This is a genomic window from Streptomyces sp. CB00455 (assembly GCF_001905445.1).
Lineage (GTDB): Bacteria > Actinomycetota > Actinomycetes > Streptomycetales > Streptomycetaceae > Streptomyces.
Genome location: NZ_LIVQ01000009.1, coordinates 130,942 through 154,856, shown reverse-complemented (window position 1 = coordinate 154,856; position 23,915 = coordinate 130,942). Strand labels below are relative to the sequence as shown.

Sequence of the window (23,915 nt, the reverse complement as noted above, 5' to 3'; positions counted from 1 at the left end):
CGATCGAAGAGCGGACCGGGGAACAGGGGGGGGCGGGCGGTGCGAGTTCTCGGCGTGGACCCGGGACTGACCCGGTGCGGTGTGGGGGTCGTCGAGGGTGTCGCAGGACGCCCCCTGGCCATGCTCGGCGTGGGCGTCGTACGGACACCCGCAGATGCCGAGCTCGGTCACCGGCTCGTCGCGATCGAGCAGGGCATCGAGGAATGGCTCGACCTGCACCGGCCCGAAGTCGTCGCCGTCGAGCGGGTGTTCAGCCAGCACAACGTCAGCACCGTGATGGGCACCGCACAGGCGAGCGCCGTCGCCATGCTGTGCGCCGCCCGGCGCGGCATACCGGTCGCCCTGCACACGCCCAGCGAGGTCAAGGCCGCCGTCACCGGCAGCGGCCGGGCCGACAAGGCGCAGGTCGGGGCCATGGTGACCCGCCTGCTCCGGCTGGACGCGCCGCCGAAGCCCGCCGATGCCGCCGACGCCCTCGCCCTGGCCATCTGCCACATCTGGCGGGCCCCCGCCCACAACCGCCTCCAGCAGGCGGTCGCCCTGCACGCCTCGAAAGGCCGTACCCGATGATCGCCTTCGTCAGCGGCCCAGTCGCCGCGCTCGCCCCCACCCAGGCCGTGATCGAGGTCGCAGGCGTGGGCATGGCCGTGCAGTGCACGCCGGCCACCATCGCCGGCCTGCGCACGGGCGAGCAGGCCCGGCTGGCCACCTCCCTCGTCGTACGGGAGGACTCGCTCACGCTGTACGGCTTCGCCGACGACGACGAGCGCCAGGTCTTCGAACTGCTGCAGACCGCGAGCGGGGTCGGGCCGCGGCTGGCGCAGGCGATGCTCGGTGTGCACAGCCCGGACGCCCTGCGGCTGGCCGTGTCCACGGGGGACGAGAAATCCCTGACGGCGGTCCCGGGCATCGGCAAGAAGGGCGCCCAGAAACTGCTGCTGGAGCTCAAGGACAAGCTGGGCGCCCCCCTCGGGACGAGCGGGCTGGTCGGCGCGCAGCGCGCGGCGGCCGCGGGGCCGGCCCCCTGGACCGAGCAGCTCGCGGCGGCCCTGATCGGGCTCGGCTACGCGTCCCGGGAGGCGGAGGAGGCCGTCTCCGCGGTGACCCCGCAGGCCGAAGCCGCCATCGCCGCCGGCGGCTCCGCGCCCGTACCGCAACTCCTGCGGGCGGCCCTGCAGTCCCTGAACCGGGCCCGCTGACCGCGCCTGCGACGCCGGCGTCGCAGGGTTCAGGCCCCGCCCCCGGACCCCGCCCCCCGCCCCCGCACCCCGGCCCCGGCGGCCGGAGGCCGGGCCCCGCGGGCCCGCCGCGCAACGCCGGCCCCGCCACCCGGCGGTGGCCGGGCAGGGCCGGGCGGGGCCGGGCGGGCGGCTCCGGGCGCCGGCCCCGGCCCCCCGGCGCCGCACCCGACAGACCACCGTGCACACCGAGAAGGCAGACTGACACCGTGAACTGGGACGACGAGACCACCGCCGAGGACGAGGCACGTATCGTCGCGGCCTCGGCAGACGGCGAGGACACCGCCGTCGAGGCGGCGCTGCGCCCCAAGGACCTCGGCGAGTTCGTCGGCCAGGAGAAGGTCCGCCAGCAGCTCGACCTCGTCCTCAAGGCGGCCCGCCAGCGCGGCGCCACCGCCGACCACGTCCTGCTCTCCGGCGCGCCCGGCCTCGGCAAGACCACCCTCTCCATGATCATCGCGGCCGAGATGGGGGCACCGATCCGGATCACTTCCGGCCCCGCCATCCAGCACGCCGGCGACCTCGCCGCCATCCTGTCCTCCCTCCAGGAGGGCGAAGTCCTCTTCCTCGACGAGATCCACCGCATGTCCCGGCCCGCCGAGGAGATGCTGTACATGGCCATGGAGGACTTCCGCGTCGACGTGATCGTCGGCAAGGGCCCCGGCGCCACCGCGATCCCGCTGGAACTGCCGCCCTTCACCCTGGTCGGCGCCACCACCCGGGCCGGGCTGCTGCCCCCGCCGCTGCGCGACCGGTTCGGCTTCACCGGCCACATGGAGTTCTACGCCCCCGAGGAGCTGGAGCGCGTCATCCACCGCTCCGCCCGGCTCCTCGACGTCGAGATCGACACCGACGGGGCCGCCGAGATCGCCGGCCGCTCCCGCGGCACCCCGCGCATCGCCAACCGCCTGCTGCGCCGCGTACGGGACTACGCGCAGGTCCGCGCCGACGGCGTGATCAACCGCGAGGTGGCCGAGACGGCCCTGCAGGTCTACGAGGTGGACGCGCGCGGGCTGGACCGGCTCGACCGGGCCGTCCTGGAGGCCCTCCTCAAGCTCTTCGGGGGCGGCCCCGTCGGGCTGTCCACCCTCGCCGTCGCCGTCGGCGAGGAGCGGGAGACCGTGGAGGAGGTCGCCGAGCCCTTCCTGGTCCGCGAAGGGCTGCTCGCACGCACCCCCAGGGGGCGGGTGGCGACGCCCGCCGCATGGGTCCACCTGGGACTCGTACCGCCCCAGCAGCACGGGAGCGGATCAAGCGGACAACAGGGCTTGTTCGGGGCCTGACGGCGCGGACGTTCGCCCCCCCAGGAACTGCGGTGCCATGCTGGGCGTTGTTCCATCGGTGCGGACTCGCCTAGACTCCGCCGATGCCGACCCTTCGGGTCGGCATGCCCACCCCCGTAGAAAAGGCCGCCGTCCGCGTGCGGTCGTGCGAAGGATCTCCGTCCCGTGAATCTCGTGACACTCCTCCCGTTCATCGTGCTCATCGGGGCGATGTTCCTGATGACCCGCTCCGCGAAGAAGAAGCAGCAGGCGGCCGCGCAGATGCGCGACCACATGGCGCCCGGCACCGGGGTCCGCACCATCGGCGGCATGTACGCCACGGTGAAGGAGATCGGCGACGACACCGTCACCCTCGAGGTGGCTCCCGGCGTCCACGCGGTCTACGCGAAGAACTCCATCGGCGCCGTCCTCGACGACGCGGAGTACAACCGCATCGTCCACGGCATCCACGAAGAGCCGGCCGGCGACACGCCGGTCGTCCCGGATGACGCCTCCTCGCTCACCGAGGGCCCGAAGACGGACCTCACCAAGGACGGGGACGAGACCCCCAAGCTCGACCTGGGCAAGCAGGACGGCCCCGGCGACGCAGCCGGCGGCAAGCCCGAGGACGGCAAGCCCGGGGACGGCAAGACGGACGGCGAGCCCGGCGCGAAGTAACGCGCGGCGGGGACCGCGGGGGCGCCTGACCGGCAGCCGTCGCGGTCCCGGTCAGTGACCCACTTCTGCGGGGGGCAGGGGTCCCCACCACACATTCAGTGGCCGTCCGCGCGCTGACCCGGCGCGGGGCGGTTGGACAGGGAGAAACGACAAGGTGGCAGCACCGAAGAAGGGCCGGCGGCCCACGGGGGCTCAGGGGAGGCCGGGGCGTGCCCTGGCGGTCATCCTGATCGCGATGGTGGCGCTCACCGCGGGGATGTTCCTCTCCAAGCAGACGACTCCCCGGCTCGGCATCGACCTCGCGGGCGGCACGAGCATCACGCTCAAGGCCAAGAGCGAGCCCGGCAAGCCGGACGCGGTCAACCCGACCAACATGAACACGGCGGTCGGCATCATCGAGCGCCGCGTCAACGGGCTCGGCGTCTCGGAGGCCGAGGTTCAGACGCAGGGCAAAGACCACATCATCGTGAACATCCCCAAGGGGACGAACGAGCAGCAGGCACGCTCGCAGGTCGGTACCACCGCCCAGCTGTACTTCCGCCCGGTCATCGCCTTCGCGGACGGCTCCCCGGCCGCACCCGAGGGTGCCAAGAGCCCGAGCCCCTCCACGAGCGGCTCCGGCGCTCCCAAGGCCGAGGACGGCAAGTCCCCGTCGGCCGCCCCGTCGTCCAGCGCCACTTCCCAGGGCCGTGCGCTCAGTGAGGCCCTCAAGGCCCCGAGCGCCCCCACTCCCACGCCTTCGGCGACCGGGTCGAAGAAGGCAGACGACACCAAGGCCCCGTCTCCGTCGGCCTCCCCCTCGGCGTCCACGCCCCCGTCGGCCGACGAGGCCGCCGCGGCGGACCTCCAGGCGAAGTTCGCGGCGCTGGACTGCACCAACGAGGCGCAGCGCGCCGCCGCCGGCAAGGGCGCCAAGCCCGAGGACCCGATGCTCGCCTGTGGCAAGCGCGGGACCGCCTGGGGCAAGTGGGTCCTGGGTCCCGCGCAGGTCAACGGCCAGGACGTGAAGGACGCCAAGGGCGTCATCGACACCCAGCGCGGTGGCTGGATCGTCACGATGCAGTTCACCGACAAGGGCGCCGACAAGTTCGCCAAGATCACCGGTGAGCTGGCCACCAAGCAGGCGCCGCAGAACCAGTTCGCGATCGTGCTGGACGGCGAGGTCATCTCCGACCCGTCCGTGAGCCAGGCGCTGACCGGCGGCAACGCCGAGATCTCCGGCGGCTTCACCCAGCAGTCGGCCCAGGACCTGGGCAACATGCTCTCGTACGGCGCCCTGCCGCTCTCCTTCAGCGAGGACAGCGTCACCACCGTCACGGCCGCGCTCGGCGGCGAGCAGCTGAAGGCCGGCCTGATCGCCGGTGCCATCGGCCTGCTCCTCGTGGTGATCTACCTGCTGGTGTACTACCGGGGCCTGGCGTTCGTCGCCATCATCAGCCTCCTGGTCTCCGCGATCCTCACCTACACGATCATGGCGCTCCTCGGAAAGGGCATCGGCTTCGCGCTGAACCTGCCCGCCGTCTGCGGCGCGATCGTGGCGATCGGCATCACGGCGGACTCGTTCATCGTCTACTTCGAGCGCATCCGGGACGAGATCCGCGAGGGCCGCACGCTGCGTCCGGCCGTCGAGCGGGCCTGGCCGCGTGCCCGGCGCACCATCCTGGTCTCCGACTTCGTGTCGTTCCTGGCGGCCGCCGTGCTGTTCATCGTCACCGTCGGCAAGGTGCAGGGCTTCGCCTTCACGCTGGGTCTGACCACCCTGCTCGACGTGGTCGTGGTGTTCCTCTTCACCAAGCCGATCATGACGCTCCTGGCCCGTACGAAGTTCTTCGCCAGCGGTCACCCGTGGTCCGGGCTGGACCCGAAGCGGCTCGGCGCCAAGCCCCCGCTGCGCCGGTCCCGCCGTACGGGTTCCGCACCCGCCCCCGTCGACGCAAAGGAGGCGTGAGAGATGTCGAAGCTGGGAGATCTCGGCGCCAGGCTGTACCGCGGTGAGGTCGGCTACGACTTCGTCGGCAAGCGCTTCATCTGGTACGGCGTTTCCATCCTGATCACCATCACGGCGATCGTCGCCCTGGCCGTCCAGGGCCTCAACATGGGCATCGAGTTCAACGGCGGCGCCGTCTTTACCACGCCGAAGACGGCCGTGTCGGTCGCCAAGGCGACGGAGGACGCGCAGAAGGCCTCGGGCCACGACGCGATCGTCCAGGAGCTCGGCACCGGCGGCCTGCGGATCCAGATCTCCGGGGTGGACCCGGACCAGGCCACCGTCGTGAAGAAGCAGCTCGCCACCGACCTGAAGGTCGCCGAGGGCGAGATCAACGCGGACCTGGTCGGCCCCAGCTGGGGCGAGCAGATCGCGAACAAGGCCTGGACCGGCCTCGGCATCTTCATGGTGCTCGTGGTGATCTACCTGGCCATCGCCTTCGAGTGGCGGATGGCCGTCGCGGCGCTGGTCGCCCTGATCCACGACCTCACGATCACCGTCGGCATCTACGCGCTGGTCGGCTTCGAGGTCACCCCCGGCACGGTCATCGGTCTGCTGACCATCCTCGGTTACTCCCTCTACGACACCGTCGTCGTCTTCGACGGTCTCAAGGAGGGCTCGAAGGACATCACCAAGCAGACGCGCTTCACGTACAGCGAGATCGCCAACCGCAGCATCAACGGCACGCTGGTCCGCTCGATCAACACGACCGTCGTGGCGCTGCTCCCGGTCGGGGCCCTGCTGTTCATCGGCGGCGGCTTCCTGGGCGCCGGCATGCTGAACGACATCTCCCTGTCGCTCTTCGTCGGCCTCGCGGCCGGTGCGTACTCCTCGATCTTCATCGCGACCCCGCTGGTCGTGGACCTCAAGGAGCGCGAGCCGGCCATGAAGGCGCTGAAGAAGCGGGTCCTCGCCAAGCGGGCGGCCGCGGCGGCCAAGGGCGAGTCCGTGGAGGAGGGCTACTCCTCCGAGGACGAGCCGCAGGTCGTGGCGCAGGGCCGGCCGGGGCGGCGCCGGTGAGCGAGCGGCTGAGCGAGGACGTGCGCGAGCTGCTGCTCGCGCGGATCAAGGACGTACCGGACTACCCGAAGCCGGGCGTGATGTTCAAGGACATCACTCCGCTGCTGGCGGACCCCAAGGCGTTCGCCGCGCTGACGGACACGCTGGTGGCGCTGGCCGTGGGGTACGGCGCGACGAAGATCGTCGGTCTGGAGGCGCGCGGGTTCATCCTGGCCGCTCCGGTGGCCGTGCAGGCCGGGATCGGCTTCGTGCCGGTGCGCAAGGCCGGGAAGCTGCCCGGTGCGACGCTCGCGCAGGCGTACGAGCTGGAGTACGGGACCGCGGAGATCGAGGTCCACGCGGAGGACCTGTCCGCGGGTGACCGGGTCATGGTCATCGACGACGTGCTGGCCACCGGTGGCACCGCGGGGGCCTCGCTGGAGCTGATCCGGCGGGCCGGCGCGGAGGTCGCCGGGGTGGCGGTCCTGATGGAGCTGTCGTTCCTGCCCGGCCGGGCCAGGCTGGACGGCGCGCTGGGCGGGGCGCCGCTGGACGCGCTGATCGTGGTCTGACGACCGCCGAGCACCGCCGGCCGCCGAACGGCGGGCACCCGGGACGTCCCGGGTGCCCGCCGTTCGCGCGTGCGGCGCTCCTGGAGGAGGCTCGGGGAACGGGTCGGCGCAACCCTCGCTACGATGGGTTGTCCGGACCGGACACGGGTACCGGATCCACCCCCGGACTCCGTCCGGGGGCACCCCCGTAGGAGCGCTCTTGCCAGACGAGGTCCCGCCCATCTCCGCCGCGCAGCCCGACCCGCAGGCCGAGCAGGCCGCGCCGCCCGCCGCCGCGCCCACTCCGGCGCCGGCGCCGCCCGCTGCGCCGGTCAAGCCCGCGCCGGCGAAGTCGGCCGGGTCCTCCAACCGGGTGCGCGCCCGTCTGGCCCGCCTCGGCGTCCAGCGCTCCACCACGTACAACCCGGTACTGGAGCCCCTGCTCCGCATCGTCCGCAGCAACGACCCGAAGATCGAGACGTCGACGCTGCGCCAGCTGGAACAGGCCTACCAGGTCGCCGAGCGCTGGCACCGCGGCCAGAAGCGCAAGAGCGGCGACCCGTACATCACCCACCCGCTCGCGGTCACCACGATCCTCGCCGAGCTGGGCATGGATCCGGCCACCCTGATGGCCGGCCTCCTCCACGACACCGTCGAGGACACCGAATACGGGCTGGAGGACCTGCGCCGCGACTTCGGCGACGCCGTGGCCCTCCTCGTCGACGGCGTCACCAAGCTCGACCGGGTTAAGTTCGGCGAGGCCGCGCAGGCTGAGACCGTCCGCAAGATGGTCGTCGCCATGGCCAAGGACCCGCGCGTCCTGGTCATCAAGCTCGCCGACCGCCTGCACAACATGCGCACCATGCGCTACCTCAAGCGGGAGAAGCAGGAGAAGAAGGCCCGCGAGACCCTGGAGATCTACGCCCCGCTGGCGCACCGGCTGGGCATGAACACCATCAAGTGGGAGCTGGAGGACCTCGCCTTCGCGATCCTCTACCCGAAGATGTACGACGAGATCGTCCGCCTGGTGGCCGAAAGGGCACCCAAGCGCGACGAGTACCTCACCGTCGTCACGGACGAGGTGCAGAGCGACCTGCGGGCGGCCCGCATCAAGGCCACCGTCACGGGCCGGCCCAAGCACTACTACAGCGTCTACCAGAAGATGATCGTCCGCGGCCGCGACTTCGCGGAGATCTACGACCTGGTGGGCATCCGGGTCCTCGTCGACACCGTGCGGGACTGCTACGCGGCCCTCGGCACGGTGCACGCGCGGTGGAATCCGGTCCCCGGCCGGTTCAAGGACTACATCGCGATGCCCAAGTTCAACATGTACCAGTCGCTCCACACGACGGTCATCGGGCCCAGCGGCAAGCCGGTCGAGCTCCAGATCCGCACCTTCGACATGCACCGCCGCGCCGAGTACGGCATCGCCGCGCACTGGAAGTACAAGCAGCAGACCGTCGCCGGCACCTCCAAGGTCCGCACCGACGTCCCGCAGGCCGCCAAGGGCAGCGCCGGGCAGGACACGGTCAACGACATGGCCTGGCTGCGTCAGCTGCTGGACTGGCAGAAGGAGACGGAGGACCCGGGCGAGTTCCTCGACTCGCTGCGCTTCGACCTCTCCCGCAACGAGGTCTTCGTCTTCACGCCGAAGGGCGACGTCATAGCGCTGCCCGCCGGGGCCACCCCGGTCGACTTCGCCTACGCCGTCCACACCGAGGTGGGCCACCGGACCATAGGCGCCCGGGTCAACGGCCGCCTCGTCCCCCTGGAGTCCACCCTCGACAACGGCGACCTGGTCGAGGTCTTCACCTCCAAGGCCGAGGGCGCGGGGCCCTCCCGCGACTGGCTCGGCTTCGTCAAGTCCCCGCGGGCCCGCAACAAGATCCGCGGCTGGTTCTCCAAGGAACGCCGCGACGAGGCCATCGAGCAGGGCAAGGACGCCATCGCGCGGGCCATGCGCAAGCAGAACCTGCCGATCCAGCGCATCTTGACCGGCGACTCGCTGGTCACCCTCGCGCACGAGATGCGCTACCCCGACATCTCCTCCCTGTACGCGGCGATCGGCGAGGGCCACGTGGCCGCGCAGGGCGTCGTACAGAAGCTGGTGCAGGCCCTCGGCGGCGAGGACGCGGCCAACGAGGACATCGAGGAGAGCATCCCGCCGGCGCGCGGCCGCAACAAGCGGCGCAACAACGCCGACCCGGGCGTCGTGGTCAAGGGCGTCGACGACGTGTGGGTCAAGCTCGCGCGCTGCTGCACCCCGGTGCCGGGTGACCCGATCATCGGCTTCGTCACGCGCGGCAGCGGCGTATCGGTTCACCGCGCGGACTGCGTCAACGTCGACTCGCTCTCCCAGCAGCCCGAGCGGATGCTGGAGGTCGAGTGGGCCCCCACCCAGTCCTCGGTCTTCCTGGTCGCCATCCAGGTCGAGGCCCTCGACCGGTCCCGGCTGCTGTCGGACGTCACCCGGGTCCTGTCGGACCAGCACGTGAACATCCTCTCGGCGGCCGTGCAGACCTCCCGCGACCGGGTGGCCACTTCGCGGTTCACCTTCGAGATGGGTGACCCCAAGCACCTCGGCCACGTCCTCAAGGCCGTTCGGGGTGTGGAAGGCGTCTACGACGTCTACCGTGTGACATCAGCAAGGAGGCCCTGACCTACGCCGAAGCCACCCCGGGGGACCATGTGGCCGCAGTCTTCCCACGCCGGCTCGCCCTGCGGTTCGACCCGGTCCGGATCGTCGGCCAGGGGGGCATGGGCACCGTCTTCGAGGCCGAGGACACCCGCCTGCGGCGTCGCGTCGCGGTCAAGGTCCTGACGGCGTACGGACCGGTGAGCGAATCGGCGGCGGAGCGCTTCGAGGCCGAGGCCCTCGCCCTGGGCCGGATCAGCCACCCCAATGTGGTCGGTGTGCACGACGTCGGCGTCGAGGACGGCGCCCCGTACCTCGTGATGGAGTACCTCGACGGGTCGGACGTCTCCGAGCTCGTGCGGCGGTCCGGCGCCCTGCCGGTCGCAGAGGCCTGCCGGATCGCCGCCGAAACCCTGGCGGGCCTCGGCGCGGCGCACGCCAGGGGAGTGCTGCACCGCGACGTGAAACCCGCGAACGTGCGGGTCACCGCGCAGGGCCGGGTGGTCCTCTACGACTTCGGACTGGCCCGGCTGACCGACGAGACCGCCATCAGCCTGCCGGGAGACCTGCTCGGCACCCCCCAGTACATGGCGCCCGAGTGCATTTCCGGCAGGCCGCCGCAGCCCGCCTCGGACGTGTACGGGGTCGGCGCCTGCCTGTACTTCATGCTGAGCGGCTCCTTGCCCTTCGAGGACGCCCCGGGCGTGCAGGCGCTGCTCTTCCGGGCCGTGGAGGAAGGGATTCCCTCCCTGCGCGGCACCCCGGCGGCGGTCCCCGACGCTCTCGCCGACGCGGTCGAGGCGCTCAGCGCTCGCGAGGTGTCCGCGCGGACACCCACCGCCCGCGCCGCGGAGGCACTGGTCCGCCCCTGGGCGCAGCCGTCGGCGGGGGCGCACCTACCCGGCACGCGCGACCCCGTCCCCGAGCCGCGCGACCCGGCCCCCGGGGCGCACGTTCCGGCCCCCGGACGGCATCTCCCGGCCCCCGAGCCGCACGACCCGGCTCCCGAGCCGCCGGTGCGGCGGCCGGCACGGACGGTGGAGGTCCCCGAGTACGACTGGCAGCAGGTCGACACCGGCCCGCCCCGGGTCCCGGCCGCCGACCCCCGCCACATCGCCCTCAGCGAGACCACCCGCCGCCTGGTGCGCAGCCGGATGACCGGGCAGACGGCGCTGGCCCGGCAGCGCGAGGCGGTGGGCCTGATCCTGCGCGGTGACCTGCGCGAGGCCGCGGACCTGCTGAGCGGCCTCGGCGCGTTCTGCGCGCAGTCCCTCGGGCCGGCCGACCCGACCACGCTCACCTGCCAGTACTGGCACGCTGTGTGCCTGGCCCGGCTCGGGGAGGCGCCGAAGGCGCTGGAGCTGTTCGCCCGGGTCAGCGCACACCACGGACAGGGGAGGGACACGGCGGATGCGTGAGTACGAATTACGCCTGGATCCGTACGACCAGGGCCAGGGCCAGGGACCGGAGAGCGAACTGCGCTCCCTCCTGCTCTGGCTGAAGGAGGACGAGACACTGCGCCACGGCGCGCGCGGCCGGATCGGGAGCCAGGCGCCGCCGCCGGCGGGGAGCGAGGGCGGACCCGCCGGAGACACGGACATGGGATCGCCCGGCTTCGACCTGCTCCAACTCGCCCTCGGCAGCGGACTGTCCGCCGGATCGCTGGTCTTCGCCGTCCTCCAGTGGCAGGCGTCGCGGCGCCGGGCCCCCGCGCTCATCGTCCGCCGGGGCCCCTACGAGGTCAGGCTCACCGGGGACGAGGCCGGCGACCCGCAGGCCGTGCGCCGCATCGTCGCCGCCCTGGAGGGCGCCGACGGGGGCGGCCGGGCGCGCGAAGGCGAGGGAGCACACGAGGGCGGTCGCACGGGGGACGAAGACGGCGGTCAGGGCGGGGCCGATGACGGGACTGCCTGACCCCGCGGCGTCGCGGGCCGTGCTGATAGGCAGCTCCGGATACCGGCACCTCGCCGCCCTCCCGGCCGTCGAGGCCAATGTGAAGGACCTGGCCGCGGAGCTCTGCGACGCGACCGTCTGGGGGCTGCCCGAGCAGCACTGCACCCTCGTCCTCGACCCCCGGCACCCCGCCGAACTGCTCGACCCGGTCAACCGCGCGGGCGAGGAGGCCACCGACACGCTGCTGGTCTACTACGCCGGGCACGGCATGCGGGACGCGGCGACCGCCGACCTCTACCTCGCGCTGCAGGGCTCGCGCGAGCACGTCGGCTACACCGCGGTCGCCTACCAGCACCTGCGGGCCGCCCTGCGCGACTCCGGGGCCCGGCGCAAGGTGGTGGTCCTCGACTGCTGCTTCAGCGGGCGGGCCGCCCGCACCCTCGCCGGGGAGGAGGACGCCCTGGCGGCGCAGGCGGCCGTGGAGGGCGCCTACGTCCTGACCGCCTCCCCGCACGACCGGGTGGCACTGGCACCGGACGGCGAACGCCACACCGCCTTCACCGGCGAGATGCTGACGATCCTGCGCGACGGGATCAGCGACGGACCCGAACTGATCGACCTCGACACCCTCTGCCGCACCATGGCGGCCCGGCTGCGCGGCAAGAACCGCCCGCTGCCGCAGCACGCCCAGGAAATGGGCATGGGCCGGCTGCGGCTCGTGCGCAACCGGGCCCGCGCCGCCCGGGGCACCCCGGCGGGCCCCGTACTGGCCGCCGACGTGCGCTCCGCCATGGTCGTCGCCGGACTCGGCCTCGCCCGCACCCTGCGGACGGCGGGCCGCACCCGCGACGCGCTGCCGGTCCTGCGCCTCGCCCTCCAGGAGCGGCCACCGGACGGGGAGGGCGACCTCCTCGCCGTCCAGCTGGAGCTCGCCGACATGCTCGCCGAGACCGGGCGGCCCCGCGAGGCCATCGAAGTGCTGGAGCAGGCCTTCCAGCAGGTGCACCGCTTCTACGGGCCCGAGGCGGTCCTGGTGTGCCGGCGGCTCGCCGCCCTGCTCCAGGAGTCCGGCAACCACATCCAGGCCTGCGAAGTGCTGGAACACGCCCTGGACCTGCTCCAGGACGGCAGCCGGGCACCACGGTGACGGAAGAACGAAACGGGCGGGCTCCACCGCGATCCGCGGTGGAGCCCGCCCGCCGAGCGGTGCGCAGTTGCCTCAGCCGCCGAACTCCTCCAGGCCCTTCAGCGCCTGGTCCAGCAGCGCCTGGCGGCCCTCCAGCTCACGGGAGAGCTTGTCGGCCTTCGCGTTGTTGCCCGCCGCGCGGGCGGCGTCGACCTGCCCGCGCAGCTTGTCCACCGCCGCCTGCAGCTGCCCCGTCAGACCGGCGGCACGCGCCCGGGCCTCCGGGTTCGTACGCCGCCACTCGCCCTCCTCGGCCTCCTGGATGGCACGCTCCACCGTGTGCATCCGGCCCTCGACCTTCGGCCGGGCGTCCCGCGGCACGTGGCCGATGGCCTCCCAGCGCTCGTTCAGGGAACGGAAGGCCGCCCGGGCCGCCTTCAGGTCCGTGACCGGGACGAGCTTCTCGGCCTCGTCGGCCAGCTGCTCCTTGAGCTTCAGGTTCTCCACCTGCTCGGCGTCGCGCTCGGCGAAGACCTCGCTGCGCGCCGCGAAGAACACGTCCTGGGCGCCGCGGAAGCGGTTCCACAGGTCGTCCTCGGATTCGCGCTGCGCGCGGCCGGCGGCCTTCCAGTCCGTCATCAGCTCGCGGTAGCGGGCGGCCGTCGGACCCCAGTCGGTCGACTTCGACAGCGACTCGGCCTCGGCGACCAGCTTCTCCTTGACCTTGCGGGCGTCCTCGCGCTGCGCGTCCAGCGAGGCGAAGTGGGCCTTGCGGCGCTTGGAAAAGGCGGAACGGGCGTGGGAGAAGCGGTGCCACAGCTCGTCGTCCGACTTGCGGTCCAGCCGCGGCAGGCCCTTCCAGATGTCGACCAGGGCGCGCAGCCGCTCGCCGGCACTGCGCCACTGGTCGCTCTGCGCCAGCTGCTCGGCCTCGACGACCAGCGCGTCCTTGGCCGCGCGGGCCTCGTCCGTCTGCTTGGCCTTCTGGGCCTTGCGCTCCTCGCGCCGCGACTCCACGGTGGCGACCAGCTTGTCCAGCCGTACGCGCAGGGCATCGAGATCGCCCACGGCGTGGTGCTCGTCCACCTGCGTGCGCAGGTGGTCGATCGCCGTCTGCGCGTCCTTGGCGGACAGATCAGTGGTCCGCACCCGCTTTTCGAGGAGGCCGATCTCGACCACCAGGCCCTCGTACTTGCGCTCGAAATAGGCCAGGGCCTCCTCAGGGGTGCCCGCCTGCCACGAGCCGACGACCTTCTCGCCATCGGCAGTACGCACGTACACGGTGCCCGTCTCGTCGACGCGGCCCCACGGGTCGCTGCTCACAGCGCCTCCTCCACCTGATGCCTGCGAGGGGTTCACCCCCTGGGCATCGTCCACAGTTTCCTGGGGCGGGCAGCGCCCGCCCTGCACAACGCCAACATAGGCGACCGCCGGGCCGGCTGTCCGCATCCCGCACGACGGAATATCGGGGTACGGGCGGGATCGCGGCCCGGGCGGCGGCCCGTGGTCAGTTCTGGGTGACCGTGCCCTTCTCGATCTTCACCTCGTCCTTCGGCGGACCGTCCTGGCCGCCGTCGGCCGTGCCCGCCTTGGCGATCTCCTCCAGGACCTTCAGGCCGGCCGCGTCGATCTTGCCGAAGGGGGTGTAGGACGGGGCCAGCGGGCTGTCCTTGTAGACCAGGAAGAACTGGCTGCCGCCCGAGCCGGGCCGGCCGGTGTTGGCCATCGCGACCGTGCCGGCCGGGTAGACGACCTGGCCCTGCTCGTTCGCCTTGCCGAGGGAGTCGAGGTTCTCGTCCGGGATGGTGTAGCCCGGGCCGCCCGTGCCGGTGCCCTGCGGGTCGCCGCACTGGAGCACGAAGATCCCGCCGGTCGTCAGGCGGTGGCACTTCGTGTTGTCGAAGTAGCCCTTGTCGGCGAGCGACTTGAAGGAGTTCACCGTCTGCGGGGTCTTCGCCGCGTCCATCGCGAAGTTGATGTCGCCCTTGCCCGTCTTCAGGGCGAAGGTGTACTTCGCCTTCTGGTCGATGGCCATGGCGGGCGAGGGGGACTGCTGCGGCGAGGGGCTCGACGAGGCCGACGGGTCCGCGGACGGATCGGCCGCCCGGTCCTTCTTGTCCTTGTCGAAGACACCGCCGACGATGAGGCCGACCAGCGTCGCGACCACCACGGCCACCGCCGCGCCGATCACCGCCGCGCGCCTGCGCGCCTTCTGCCGGGCCTCGGCCCGGCGCTTCTGCTGGCGCTCGTACTTCTCCCTGGCGAGCTGTCGCCGCCGCTGATCGCTCGTGACCACCGGGTCGTCTCCTTGTGCGTCTCTGATACCGCTGTCCGGGCTGGGGTTAGGCCGTACCGTATATGGGTTCGCTGTGTAATGAGCGGCGCCGGTAGGCTCTGAGCAGCAGCATTCCGATCTGCAGCCTCCCGCCGGACGACGATTGAGGACGAACGTGCTGATTGCCGGGTTCCCCGCCGGGGCCTGGGGGACCAACTGTTACGTGGTCGCCCCCGCCGCCGGTGAGGAGTGCGTCATCATCGACCCCGGCCACCAGGCCACCCAGGGTGTCGAGGCGACGCTGAGGAAACATCGGCTCAAGCCCGTCGCGGTCGTGCTGACCCACGGCCACATCGATCATGTGGCCTCGGTGGTCCCGGTGTGCGGAGCACACGACGTACCGGCCTGGATCCACCCCGAGGACCGCTACATGATGAGCGATCCGGAGAAGGCCCTCGGCCGTTCCATCGGGATGCCCCTCATGGGCGAGCTGACCGTGGGCGAGCCGGACGACGTCCGCGAGCTGGCCGACGGCGCCGCGCTGAAGCTGGCCGGCATGGACTTCTCGGTGGCGCACGCGCCCGGCCATACCAAGGGGTCGGTGACCTTCCGGATGCCCGCACTGGCCGACGTACCGCCGGTCTTCTTCTCGGGCGACCTGCTCTTCGCCGGCTCCATCGGACGCACCGACCTGCCCGGCGGCTCCCATGCCGAGATCCTCCGATCGCTGGGCCGCGTGTGCCTGCCGCTCGACGACTCGACCGTGGTGCTGTCCGGCCACGGTCCCCAGACCACCATCGGCCGCGAGCGCGCGACCAACCCGTACCTGCGGGAAGTCGCCGCCGGCCTGGCAGCGGAGCCGACCGCCGCTCCACGACGAGGAATGTGACGAGAGTTCCGTGAGCACCTTCAAGGCCCCCAAGGGCACGTACGACCTCATCCCGCCGGTCTCCGTGAAGTACCTGGCGGTACGCGAGGCCCTCTCCGCCCCGCTGCGCAATTCCGGCTACGGCTACATCGAGACGCCCGGCTTCGAGGACGTCGGCCTGTTCGCCCGGGGCGTGGGCGAGTCCACCGACATCGTCTCCAAGGAGATGTACGCCTTCGAGACCAAGGGCGGCGACCAGCTGGCACTGCGCCCCGAAGGCACGGCGTCCGTACTGCGCGCCGCGCTGGAGGCGAGCCTGCACAAGCAGGGCAACCTGCCGGTCAAGCTCTGGTACTCCGGCTCCTACTACCGCTACGAGCGTCCGCAGAAGGGCCGCTACCGCCACTTCTCGCAGGTCGGCGCCGAGGCGATCGGTGCCGAGGACCCGGCGCTGGACGCCGAGCTGATCATCCTGGCCGACCAGGCGTACCGCTCGCTGGGCCTGCGCAACTTCCGGATCCTGCTGAACTCGCTGGGTGACAAGGAGTGCCGCCCGGTCTACCGGGAGGCGCTGCAGTCCTTCCTGCGCGGGCTCGACCTGGACGAGGAGACCGTCCGCCGCGCCGAGATCAACCCGCTGCGCGTCCTCGACGACAAGCGGACCGACGTGCAGAAGCAGCTGGCCGGCGCACCGCTGCTGCGGGACTTCCTGTGCGACGCGTGCAAGGCGTACCACGAGGAGGTGCGGGCGCTGGTGACGGCGGCCGGCGTCGCCTTCGAGGACGACGAGAAGCTGGTGCGCGGGCTGGACTACTACACGCGCACCACCTTCGAGTTCGTCCACGACGGCCTGGGCTCGCAGTCCGCGGTGGGCGGCGGCGGCCGCTACGACGGCCTGTCCGAGATGATCGGCGGACCGGCGCTGCCGTCGGTCGGCTGGGCGCTCGGCGTCGACCGCACGGTGCTCGCGCTGGAGGCGGAGGGCGTGGAACTGGACATCCCCGCCGCGACCTCGGTCTTCGCGGTCGCGCTGGGCGACCAGGCCCGGCGGGTGCTCTTCGGCAAGGTCACCGAGCTGCGCAAGGCGGGCGTCGCGGCGGACTTCGGTTACGGCGGCAAGGGCCTGAAGGGCGCGATGAAGGACGCCAACCGCTCGGGCGCGCGGTTCGCCCTGGTCGCGGGCGAGCGGGACCTGGCCGAGGGCCTGGTCCAGCTGAAGGACATGGAGTCCGGCGAGCAGGGTCCGGTGGCCCTGGCCGATCTCGTGGACGCGGTCCGGGCGAAGCTGGCCTGACACGAGCCGCCCGCGAAGGGGCGGGGAGGGGGTGGCCGCGCGCGCCCTCCTCCCCGCCCCTTCGCGCTTGTGTCCACCGAACGGTGGACACACAGGCCCGTACGGCACAATGGCCGGTGCTTGTTGACCTTGCGGAGTGGAGCGGGCGGTATGACGACACGAGGTACGGACGCGGAGACCGCTCCGAAGGCCACCGTCGGCGGCAGCCGGGCACTGGCCCTGCTGCTGGTGATCACGGGGGCCGCGGGCCTGCTCGCCGCATGGGTGATCACCATCGACAAGTTCAAGCTGCTGGAGGACCCGAACTTCACGCCGGGCTGCAGCCTGAACCCGATCGTCTCCTGCGGCAACATCATGAAGAGCGACCAGGCGGCCGTCTTCGGCTTCCCGAACCCCATGCTCGGACTCGTCGCCTACGCGGTGGTGGTCTGCGTCGGCATGAGCCTGCTCGCGGGGGCCCGGTTCCGCGCCTGGTACTGGCTCACGCTGAATGCGGGCACCCTCTTCGGCGTCGCCTTCTGCACCTGGCTGATGCACCAGTCGCTGTACAACATCAACTCGCTCTGCCTCTGGTGCTGCCTCGCCTGGGTCGCCACGATCCTGATGTTCTGGTACGTCACCTCGCACAACGTCCGGCAGCGGCTGCTGCCCGCCCCGAACTGGCTGAGGGCCTTCTTCGACGAGTTCACCTGGGTGCTCCCGGTGCTGCACATCGGGATCATCGGGATGCTGATCCTGACGCGCTGGTGGGACTTCTGGACCTCCTGAGCCCGGCGGCCCTGTCAGTGACCTCGCTTAGGCTTCCGGTGTGGAACCAGATCTCTTCACCGCCGCAGCCGAGGACCGCCGGGAGAAGGACCCCTCCAGCTCCCCGCTCGCCGTCCGGATGCGCCCGCGCACCCTGGACGAGGTCGTCGGCCAGCAGCACCTGCTGAAGCCCGGCTCGCCGCTGCGGCGGCTCGTCGGCGAAGGCGCGGGCGGCCCGGCAGGCGCCTCCTCGGTGATCCTCTGGGGGCCGCCGGGCATCGGAAAGACCACTCTCGCCTACGTGGTCAGCCAGGCCACGCAGAAGCGGTTCGTGGAGCTCTCCGCCATCACCGCGGGCGTCAAGGAGGTGCGCGCCGTCATCGAGGGCGCCAAGCGCGCGGCCGGCGGCTACGGCAAGGACACCGTCCTCTTCCTCGACGAGATCCACCGCTTCAGCAAGGCGCAGCAGGACTCGCTGCTCCCCGCCGTCGAGAACCGCTGGGTGACGCTGATCGCGGCGACCACGGAGAACCCCTACTTTTCGATCATCTCCCCGCTGCTCTCCCGCTCGCTGCTGCTGACCCTGGAGCCCCTGACCGACGAGGACCTGAGCGCGCTGATGCGGCGGGCGCTCGCGGAGGAGCGGGGGCTCGGCGGCGCCGTGGCCCTGCCACAGGACGCCGAGGCGCACCTGCTGCGCATCGCCGGCGGTGACGCCCGGCGCGCGCTCACCGCCCTGGAGGCGGGAGCCGGATCGGCCATCGCCAAGGGCGAGTCGCAGATCACCCTCCAGACGGTGGAGGAGGCCGTCGACCGGGCCGCGGTCCGCTACGACCGGGACGGCGACCAGCACTACGACGTGGCGAGCGCACTGATCAAGTCCATCCGTGGCTCGGACGTGGACGCGGCGCTCCACTACCTGGCCCGGATGATCGATGCCGGCGAGGACCCGCGGTTCATCGCGCGGCGCCTGATGATCTCCGCCAGTGAGGACATCGGCCTGGCGGACCCGACGGCCCTGCCGCTCGCGGTGGCCGCCGCCCAGGCCGTCGCGATGATCGGTTTTCCCGAGGCCGCGCTGACCCTCTCGCACGCCACGATCGCGCTGGCGCTGGCCCCCAAGTCGAACACCGCGACGACCGCGATCGGCGCGGCGCTGGCCGACGTACGGGCCGGGCTGGCGGGCTCGGTCCCGCCGCACCTGCGGGACGGGCACTACAAGGGAGCGGCCAAGCTGGGGCACGCGCAGGGGTACGTCTACCCGCACGACGTGCCCGGGGCGATCGCGGCGCAGCAGTACGCGCCGGACGAGGTCGACGGCAAGCGGTACTACGAGCCCACGCGGTACGGAGCCGAAGCCCGGTACGCGGAAGTGGTCGAGAAGGTCCGCGAGCGGCTGCGCGGCGGCGGCGCCTGACCTCTGCGGAGCTACCGGCCCGGCGGCCGCTCCCGCGGGGAGGCGGCGGCGAACAGGGTGTGCATCCCCCTGCTCCACGTGCTCGGCTCAGGCGCGGCCTCGGATACGATGGGGCACGGACACCGGCGCCACATCCGTGATCTCGATCACGGCGGTGAGGTCGTCGTCCTGGGCGTGAGCGGCTGCTCCGGCAGCCGCGGATTCCCCGGAAACAAGGAGAATCACGTCCCCGTCCGGGGTGACGGCCGAGCGGCCGGCACCCCCGTCCCGAACTCGCCGTGGTCGAAAGCACCAGGCAGGGTGGGGGATACTGAGGCGTTGGACTCTACGAGGGTTCGTACGCGTTCGGCTCCGGTGAGCTGCCGAACGCCTTCCCTGGGACGCGGCTGACCTTGCTTATCGTCGTCGAAAGCAGATTCCGTTTCGTTGGAATCTGAACTTCGATGCGCACTGGGCAGGGGGATCCCATGTGGTCGAGACATTACGTCCTCCTCGTTAAGGTAAGCCTCACCTAACTTACATGGAGGTAGGTTCCACGTGAACCAGAAGCGACCCAAGGTCAAGAAGTCGCGTGCCCTCGGCATTGCGCTGACCCCGAAGGCCGTCAAGTACTTCGAGGCCCGCCCCTACCCGCCGGGCGAGCACGGCCGTGGCCGCAAGCAGAACTCGGACTACAAGGTTCGTCTGCTGGAGAAGCAGCGTCTGCGCGCTCAGTACGACATCTCTGAGCGTCAGATGGCCCGCGCGTACGACCGCGCCAAGAAGGCCGAAGGCAAGACGGGCGAGGCGCTGGTCGTCGAGCTCGAGCGTCGCCTCGACGCCCTGGTCCTGCGTTCGGGCATCGCCCGCACCATCTACCAGGGCCGCCAGATGGTCGTGCACGGCCACATCGAGGTCAACGGCGACAAGGTCGACAAGCCGTCGTTCCGTGTCCGCCCGGACGACGTCATCACCGTGCGCGAGCGCAGCCGCGAGAAGGTTCCGTTCCAGGTTGCCCGTGAGGGTGGCTACGCAGGCGAGGGTGAGACCCCCCGTTACCTGCAGGTCAACCTGAAGGCCCTGGCCTTCCGCCTGGACCGCGACCCGAACCGCAAGGAAATCCCGGTCATCTGCGACGAGCAGCTCGTCGTCGAGTACTACGCCCGCTGACGCGGGTCAGGTCCTCACAGACTGGTGGAAGCCCGCCGTCCCCTCCGGGGGGTGGCGGGCTTTCCGCTTTCCGGGCACGGCACCCGCCCCAGAGCGTGTCCGCAAGCGGCCTCCGCCGCGCGCGCCACGGAGCGTACCGGTTCGAGAGCGCTGCGTACCGGACAGGGCCGCGGGTCCCCGAATTCGGGTACGGGCGGGGATCTCCGGCGCGATAGGGTCGGAGGACCATTCCCGGGAACAAGGACAGCGGGGAACCGGCCGCGGCCGGCGGGCCCGGTACCGATCCCGGTACGGAACCCAGTACGGATCCGAGTACAGACAGAGAGCGGTGTGACGTGTCCGGTGGAGAGGTGGCCGGGATTCTCGTGGCCGTCTTCTGGGCGATCCTGGTCTCCTTCCTCGCCGTGGTTCTGGTGAGGCTGGCCCAGGTGCTCAAGGCGACCACCAAGCTGGTGGCGGACGTGACCGAGCAGGCCGTTCCGCTGCTGGCCGACGCCTCCACCACCGTCCGCTCCGCGCGCACCCAGCTCGACCGGGTCGACGCCATCGCGAGCGACGTCCAGGAGGTCACCTCCAACGCCTCCGCGCTGTCCTCCACCGTGGCCACCGCCTTCGGCGGGCCCCTGGTCAAGGTCGCGGCCTTCGGCTACGGCGTCCGCAAGGCGCTCGGCCGGACCGAAGGGGCGCCGCAGAAGACCCCCCGCCGCACCGTGATCGCCGGCCGTACGGTGCCGGCGGCCCGGCGCCGCAACCGAAAGGGCTGAGACCGCCGATGTTCCGCCGAGCCTTCTGGTTCTCCGCCGGCGCAGCCGCCGGCGTATGGGCCACCACCAAGGTCAACCGCCGGCTGAAGCAGCTGACGCCGGAGAGCCTCGCCGCCCAGGCCGCCGGCAAGGCCGTGGAGGCGGGCCACCGCCTCAAGGACTTCGCCCTCGACGTCAAGGCGGGCATGACGCAGCGCGAGGACGAACTGAACGACGCCCTGGGCCTGACGCAGGACGCCGATCACCCGGCCCCGAACGGCAGCGTCACCCCCCTGCCGGGGCCGCGGCGGCTGCGGGCCCTGGAGAACGACCAGACCATCCACCGATCGAAGTTTTCGTACAACCGGAATGAGGACCACTGATGGAGTCGGCTGAGATCCGCCGCCGCTGGCTGAGCTTCTTCGAGGAGCGCGGTCACACCGTTGTCCCTTCGGCGTCGCTCATCGCGGACGACCCGACTCTGCTCCTGGTCAACGCGGGCATGGTCCCGTTCAAGCCGTACTTCCTCGGCGAGACCAAGCCCCCGGCCCCCCGTGCCACCAGTGTGCAGAAGTGCGTCCGTACCCCGGACATCGAAGAGGTCGGCAAGACGACCCGCCACGGCACGTTCTTCCAGATGTGCGGCAACTTCTCCTTCGGGGACTACTTCAAGGAAGGCGCCATCAAGTACGCCTGGGAGCTGCTCACCGGCTCCGTGGCGGACGGCGGCTACGGCCTGGAGCCCGAGAAGCTGTGGATCACCGTCTACCTCGACGACGACGAGGCCGAGACGATCTGGCGTGACGTCATCGGCGTCCCCGCCGAGCGCATCCAGCGCCTGGGCAAGAAGGACAACTTCTGGTCCATGGGCGTTCCCGGCCCCTGCGGCCCGTGCTCCGAGATCAACTACGACCGCGGCCCCGACTTCGGCGTCGAGGGCGGCCCGGCCGTCAACGACGAGCGGTACGTGGAGATCTGGAACCTGGTCTTCATGCAGTACGAGCGCGGCGCCGGCGACGGGAAGGAAGACTTCCCGATCCTCGGCGACCTGCCGTCGAAGAACATCGACACCGGTCTCGGCCTCGAACGCCTCGCGATGATCCTGCAGGGCGTGCAGAACATGTACGAGACCGACACCCTGCGCGTGGTCATGGACAAGGCCACCGAGCTGACCGGTGTGCAGTACGGCGCCGCGAAGAACACCGACGTGTCGATGCGCGTGGTCGCCGACCACATCCGCACCTCCGTCATGCTCATCGGCGACGGCGTCACCCCCGGCAACGAGGGCCGCGGCTACGTGCTGCGCCGCATCATGCGCCGCGCCATCCGCAACATGCGCCTCATGGGCGCCACCGGCCCGGTCGTGCAGGACCTCGTCGGCGTCGTGATCGACACGATGGGGCAGCAGTACCCGGAGCTGGTCACCGACCGCAAGCGCATCGAGACCGTCGCGCTCGCCGAAGAGGCCGCCTTCCTCAAGGCCGTCAAGGGCGGCACGAACATCCTCGACACCGCCGTGACCGAGACCAAGGCCGCCGGCGGCACCGTCCTCTCCGGCGACAAGGCGTTCCTGCTCCACGACACCTGGGGCTTCCCGATCGACCTCACCCTGGAGATGGCCGCCGAGCAGGGCCTGTCCGTGGACGAGCCCGGCTTCCGCCGCCTCATGCAGGAGCAGCGCGACCGCGCCAAGGCCGACGCCAAGGCCAAGAAGACCGGCCACGCGGACATGTCCGCCTACCGGGAGATCGCCGACGGTTCCGGCGCCACCGAGTTCACCGGCTACGCCACCACGCAGGGCGAGTCCACCATCGTCGGCCTCCTGGTCAACGGCGTCTCCGCGCCCGCCGCCTCCGAGGGCGACGAGGTCGAGGTCGTCCTGGACCGCACCCCCTTCTACGCCGAGGGCGGCGGCCAGCTCGCCGACCAAGGCCGCATCAAGCTCGACTCCGGCGCCGTCATCGTGGTCCGCGACGTCCAGCAGCCGGTCCCGGGCGTATCCGTGCACAAGGGCTCCGTCCAGGTCGGCGAGGTGACGGTGGGCGCCTCCGCGTACGCCGCCATCGACATCCACCGCCGCCGGGCCATCGCCCGCGCCCACTCGGCCACGCACCTGACCCACCAGGCGCTGCGCGACGCGCTCGGCCCCACGGCCGCCCAGGCCGGCTCGGAGAACTCGCCCGGCCGCTTCCGCTTCGACTTCGGCTCGCCCAACGCCGTCCCCGGCACGGTCCTGACCGACGTCGAGCAGAAGATCAACGACGTGCTCTCGCGCGAGCTCGACGTCACCGCCGAGATCATGAGCATCGACGAGGCGAAGAAGCAGGGCGCCATCGCCGAGTTCGGCGAGAAGTACGGCGAGCGCGTGCGCGTCGTGACCATCGGCGACTTCTCCAAGGAGCTGTGCGGCGGCACCCACGTCGCCAACACCGCCCAGCTGGGTCTGGTCAAGCTGCTGGGCGAGTCCTCGATCGGATCCGGCGTGCGCCGTGTCGAGGCGCTGGTCGGCGTGGACGCCTACAACTTCCTCGCCAAGGAGCACACGGTCGTCGCCCAGCTCCAGGAGCTGGTCAAGGGCCGTCCGGAGGAGCTGCCGGAGAAGATCGCCTCCATGCTCGGCAAGCTGAAGGACGCCGAGAAGGAGATCGAGAAGTTCCGTGCGGAGAAGGTCCTCCAGGCCGCCGCCGGTCTCGCCGCCGGCGCCCAGGACATCCGCGGTGTCGCGCTCGTCGTGGGCACCGTCCCCGACGGCACCGGCGCCGACGACCTGCGCAGGCTGGTCCTCGACGTCCGCGGCCGCATCCAGGGTGACCGTCCGGCCGTCGTGGCCCTCTTCACCACGGCGAACGACCGCCCGCTGACCGTGATCGCCACCAACGAGGCCGCCCGCGAGCGCGGCCTGAAGGCGGGCGACCTGGTCCGTACCGCCGCCAAGTCCCTCGGCGGCGGCGGTGGCGGCAAGCCGGACGTGGCCCAGGGCGGCGGCCAGAACCCGGCCGCCGTGCCGCAGGCCATCGCCGCGGTCGAGCGCCTCGTCGCAGAGACGGCCTGAC

At 71.5% G+C, this 23,915-nt stretch carries 21 protein-coding genes and 1 pseudogene; 19 read left to right on the top strand and 3 right to left on the bottom strand.

Features of this window, described 5'->3' with window-relative positions; translation table 11 throughout:
- The first annotated feature begins 39 nt into the window (after nucleotides 1-39).
- The 11 genes from ruvC (at nucleotide 40) to AMK16_RS29080 (ending at nucleotide 12,390) form a co-directional block, all read left to right on the top strand.
- Nucleotides 40-570 carry a crossover junction endodeoxyribonuclease RuvC gene (gene ruvC / locus AMK16_RS29130; protein ID WP_073920313.1) on the top strand — a complete coding sequence of 177 codons (531 nt, stop codon included), beginning with the start codon at nucleotides 40-42 and terminating at the stop codon, nucleotides 568-570.
- Nucleotides 567-1,199: a Holliday junction branch migration protein RuvA gene (gene ruvA / locus AMK16_RS29125; protein WP_073920312.1), complete on the top strand. Its 633-nt coding sequence runs from the start codon at nucleotides 567-569 to the stop codon at nucleotides 1,197-1,199. The genes ruvC and ruvA overlap by 4 nt, the downstream gene beginning before the upstream one ends.
- 248 nt (nucleotides 1,200-1,447) lie before the next feature.
- Nucleotides 1,448-2,521 (top strand): Holliday junction branch migration DNA helicase RuvB, encoded by a 1,074-nt coding sequence (gene ruvB / locus AMK16_RS29120; RefSeq protein ID WP_073920311.1) that lies wholly within the window; start codon nucleotides 1,448-1,450, stop codon nucleotides 2,519-2,521.
- Between the two features lie 165 nt (nucleotides 2,522-2,686).
- The gene (yajC, locus tag AMK16_RS29115; protein ID WP_073920310.1) at nucleotides 2,687-3,178 is read left to right on the top strand and encodes a preprotein translocase subunit YajC; all 492 of its coding nucleotides are present in this window, start codon (nucleotides 2,687-2,689) and stop codon (nucleotides 3,176-3,178) included.
- Between the two features lie 154 nt (nucleotides 3,179-3,332).
- Entirely contained in the window at nucleotides 3,333-5,126 is a 1,794-nt protein-coding gene (gene secD / locus AMK16_RS29110; RefSeq protein ID WP_073920309.1) for a protein translocase subunit SecD, read from the top strand.
- Nucleotides 5,127-5,129: 3 nt separating this feature from the next.
- Nucleotides 5,130-6,185 carry a protein translocase subunit SecF gene (gene secF, locus AMK16_RS29105; RefSeq protein ID WP_073920308.1) on the top strand — a complete coding sequence of 352 codons (1,056 nt, stop codon included), beginning with the start codon at nucleotides 5,130-5,132 and terminating at the stop codon, nucleotides 6,183-6,185.
- The gene (locus AMK16_RS29100) at nucleotides 6,182-6,736 is read left to right on the top strand and encodes an adenine phosphoribosyltransferase (RefSeq protein ID WP_443333617.1); all 555 of its coding nucleotides are present in this window, start codon (nucleotides 6,182-6,184) and stop codon (nucleotides 6,734-6,736) included. The genes secF and AMK16_RS29100 overlap by 4 nt, the downstream gene beginning before the upstream one ends.
- 199 nt (nucleotides 6,737-6,935) lie before the next feature.
- Complete coding sequence (locus AMK16_RS29095; RefSeq protein ID WP_073920307.1) at nucleotides 6,936-9,374, top strand: RelA/SpoT family protein; 2,439 nt, start codon at nucleotides 6,936-6,938, stop codon at nucleotides 9,372-9,374.
- A 29-nt stretch (nucleotides 9,375-9,403) separates the two neighbouring features.
- On the top strand, nucleotides 9,404-10,768 hold the full coding sequence (locus AMK16_RS29090; RefSeq protein ID WP_073920306.1) for a serine/threonine-protein kinase: 1,365 nt from the start codon (nucleotides 9,404-9,406) through the stop codon (nucleotides 10,766-10,768).
- Nucleotides 10,761-11,264 (top strand): effector-associated constant component EACC1, encoded by a 504-nt coding sequence (locus AMK16_RS29085; protein ID WP_073920305.1) that lies wholly within the window; start codon nucleotides 10,761-10,763, stop codon nucleotides 11,262-11,264. Before AMK16_RS29090 ends, AMK16_RS29085 begins: the two co-directional genes overlap by 8 nt.
- The gene (locus AMK16_RS29080; protein ID WP_073920304.1) at nucleotides 11,248-12,390 is read left to right on the top strand and encodes a caspase family protein; all 1,143 of its coding nucleotides are present in this window, start codon (nucleotides 11,248-11,250) and stop codon (nucleotides 12,388-12,390) included. The genes AMK16_RS29085 and AMK16_RS29080 overlap by 17 nt, the downstream gene beginning before the upstream one ends.
- A 72-nt stretch (nucleotides 12,391-12,462) precedes the next feature.
- On the opposite strand, the gene AMK16_RS29075 is transcribed toward AMK16_RS29080, so the two are convergent.
- Entirely contained in the window at nucleotides 12,463-13,692 is a 1,230-nt protein-coding gene (locus AMK16_RS29075; RefSeq protein ID WP_073920303.1) for a DUF349 domain-containing protein, read from the bottom strand.
- A gap of 184 nt (nucleotides 13,693-13,876) precedes the next feature.
- Nucleotides 13,877-14,665: a peptidylprolyl isomerase gene (locus AMK16_RS29070; RefSeq protein ID WP_073920302.1), complete on the bottom strand. Its 789-nt coding sequence runs from the start codon at nucleotides 14,663-14,665 to the stop codon at nucleotides 13,877-13,879.
- A 154-nt stretch (nucleotides 14,666-14,819) separates the two neighbouring features.
- Here AMK16_RS29070 and AMK16_RS29065 point away from each other — a divergent pair, with 154 nt between their 5' ends.
- From AMK16_RS29065 to AMK16_RS29050, 4 genes are all read left to right on the top strand, one after another.
- Nucleotides 14,820-15,533: an MBL fold metallo-hydrolase gene (locus tag AMK16_RS29065; protein WP_073920301.1), complete on the top strand. Its 714-nt coding sequence runs from the start codon at nucleotides 14,820-14,822 to the stop codon at nucleotides 15,531-15,533.
- Between the two features lie 10 nt (nucleotides 15,534-15,543).
- Nucleotides 15,544-16,806, top strand: coding sequence for a histidine--tRNA ligase (hisS, locus tag AMK16_RS29060; RefSeq protein WP_073920300.1), 1,263 nt, complete (start codon nucleotides 15,544-15,546; stop codon nucleotides 16,804-16,806).
- A 150-nt stretch (nucleotides 16,807-16,956) separates the two neighbouring features.
- Complete coding sequence (locus AMK16_RS29055) at nucleotides 16,957-17,574, top strand: vitamin K epoxide reductase family protein (RefSeq protein ID WP_073920299.1); 618 nt, start codon at nucleotides 16,957-16,959, stop codon at nucleotides 17,572-17,574.
- Between the two features lie 40 nt (nucleotides 17,575-17,614).
- Nucleotides 17,615-18,970, top strand: coding sequence for a replication-associated recombination protein A (locus tag AMK16_RS29050; protein ID WP_073920298.1), 1,356 nt, complete (start codon nucleotides 17,615-17,617; stop codon nucleotides 18,968-18,970).
- A 90-nt stretch (nucleotides 18,971-19,060) separates the two neighbouring features.
- Here AMK16_RS29050 and AMK16_RS37800 read toward each other — a convergent pair.
- Nucleotides 19,061-19,452: pseudogene (locus AMK16_RS37800) on the bottom strand (DUF2470 domain-containing protein); the annotation flags it as partial.
- A 55-nt stretch (nucleotides 19,453-19,507) separates the two neighbouring features.
- Between AMK16_RS37800 and rpsD the strand changes: the two are divergent.
- The 4 genes from rpsD (at nucleotide 19,508) to alaS (ending at nucleotide 23,914) form a co-directional block, all read left to right on the top strand.
- Nucleotides 19,508-20,119, top strand: coding sequence for a 30S ribosomal protein S4 (rpsD, locus tag AMK16_RS29040; RefSeq protein ID WP_073920297.1), 612 nt, complete (start codon nucleotides 19,508-19,510; stop codon nucleotides 20,117-20,119).
- Nucleotides 20,120-20,454: 335 nt separating this feature from the next.
- On the top strand, nucleotides 20,455-20,883 hold the full coding sequence (locus tag AMK16_RS29035; protein ID WP_073920296.1) for a DUF948 domain-containing protein: 429 nt from the start codon (nucleotides 20,455-20,457) through the stop codon (nucleotides 20,881-20,883).
- An 8-nt stretch (nucleotides 20,884-20,891) separates the two neighbouring features.
- Nucleotides 20,892-21,245 carry a DUF6167 family protein gene (locus tag AMK16_RS29030; protein ID WP_073920295.1) on the top strand — a complete coding sequence of 118 codons (354 nt, stop codon included), beginning with the start codon at nucleotides 20,892-20,894 and terminating at the stop codon, nucleotides 21,243-21,245.
- Nucleotides 21,245-23,914 (top strand): alanine--tRNA ligase, encoded by a 2,670-nt coding sequence (gene alaS / locus AMK16_RS29025; protein WP_073920294.1) that lies wholly within the window; start codon nucleotides 21,245-21,247, stop codon nucleotides 23,912-23,914. The genes AMK16_RS29030 and alaS overlap by 1 nt, the downstream gene beginning before the upstream one ends.
- The last annotated feature ends 1 nt before the right edge of the window (nucleotide 23,915 follow it).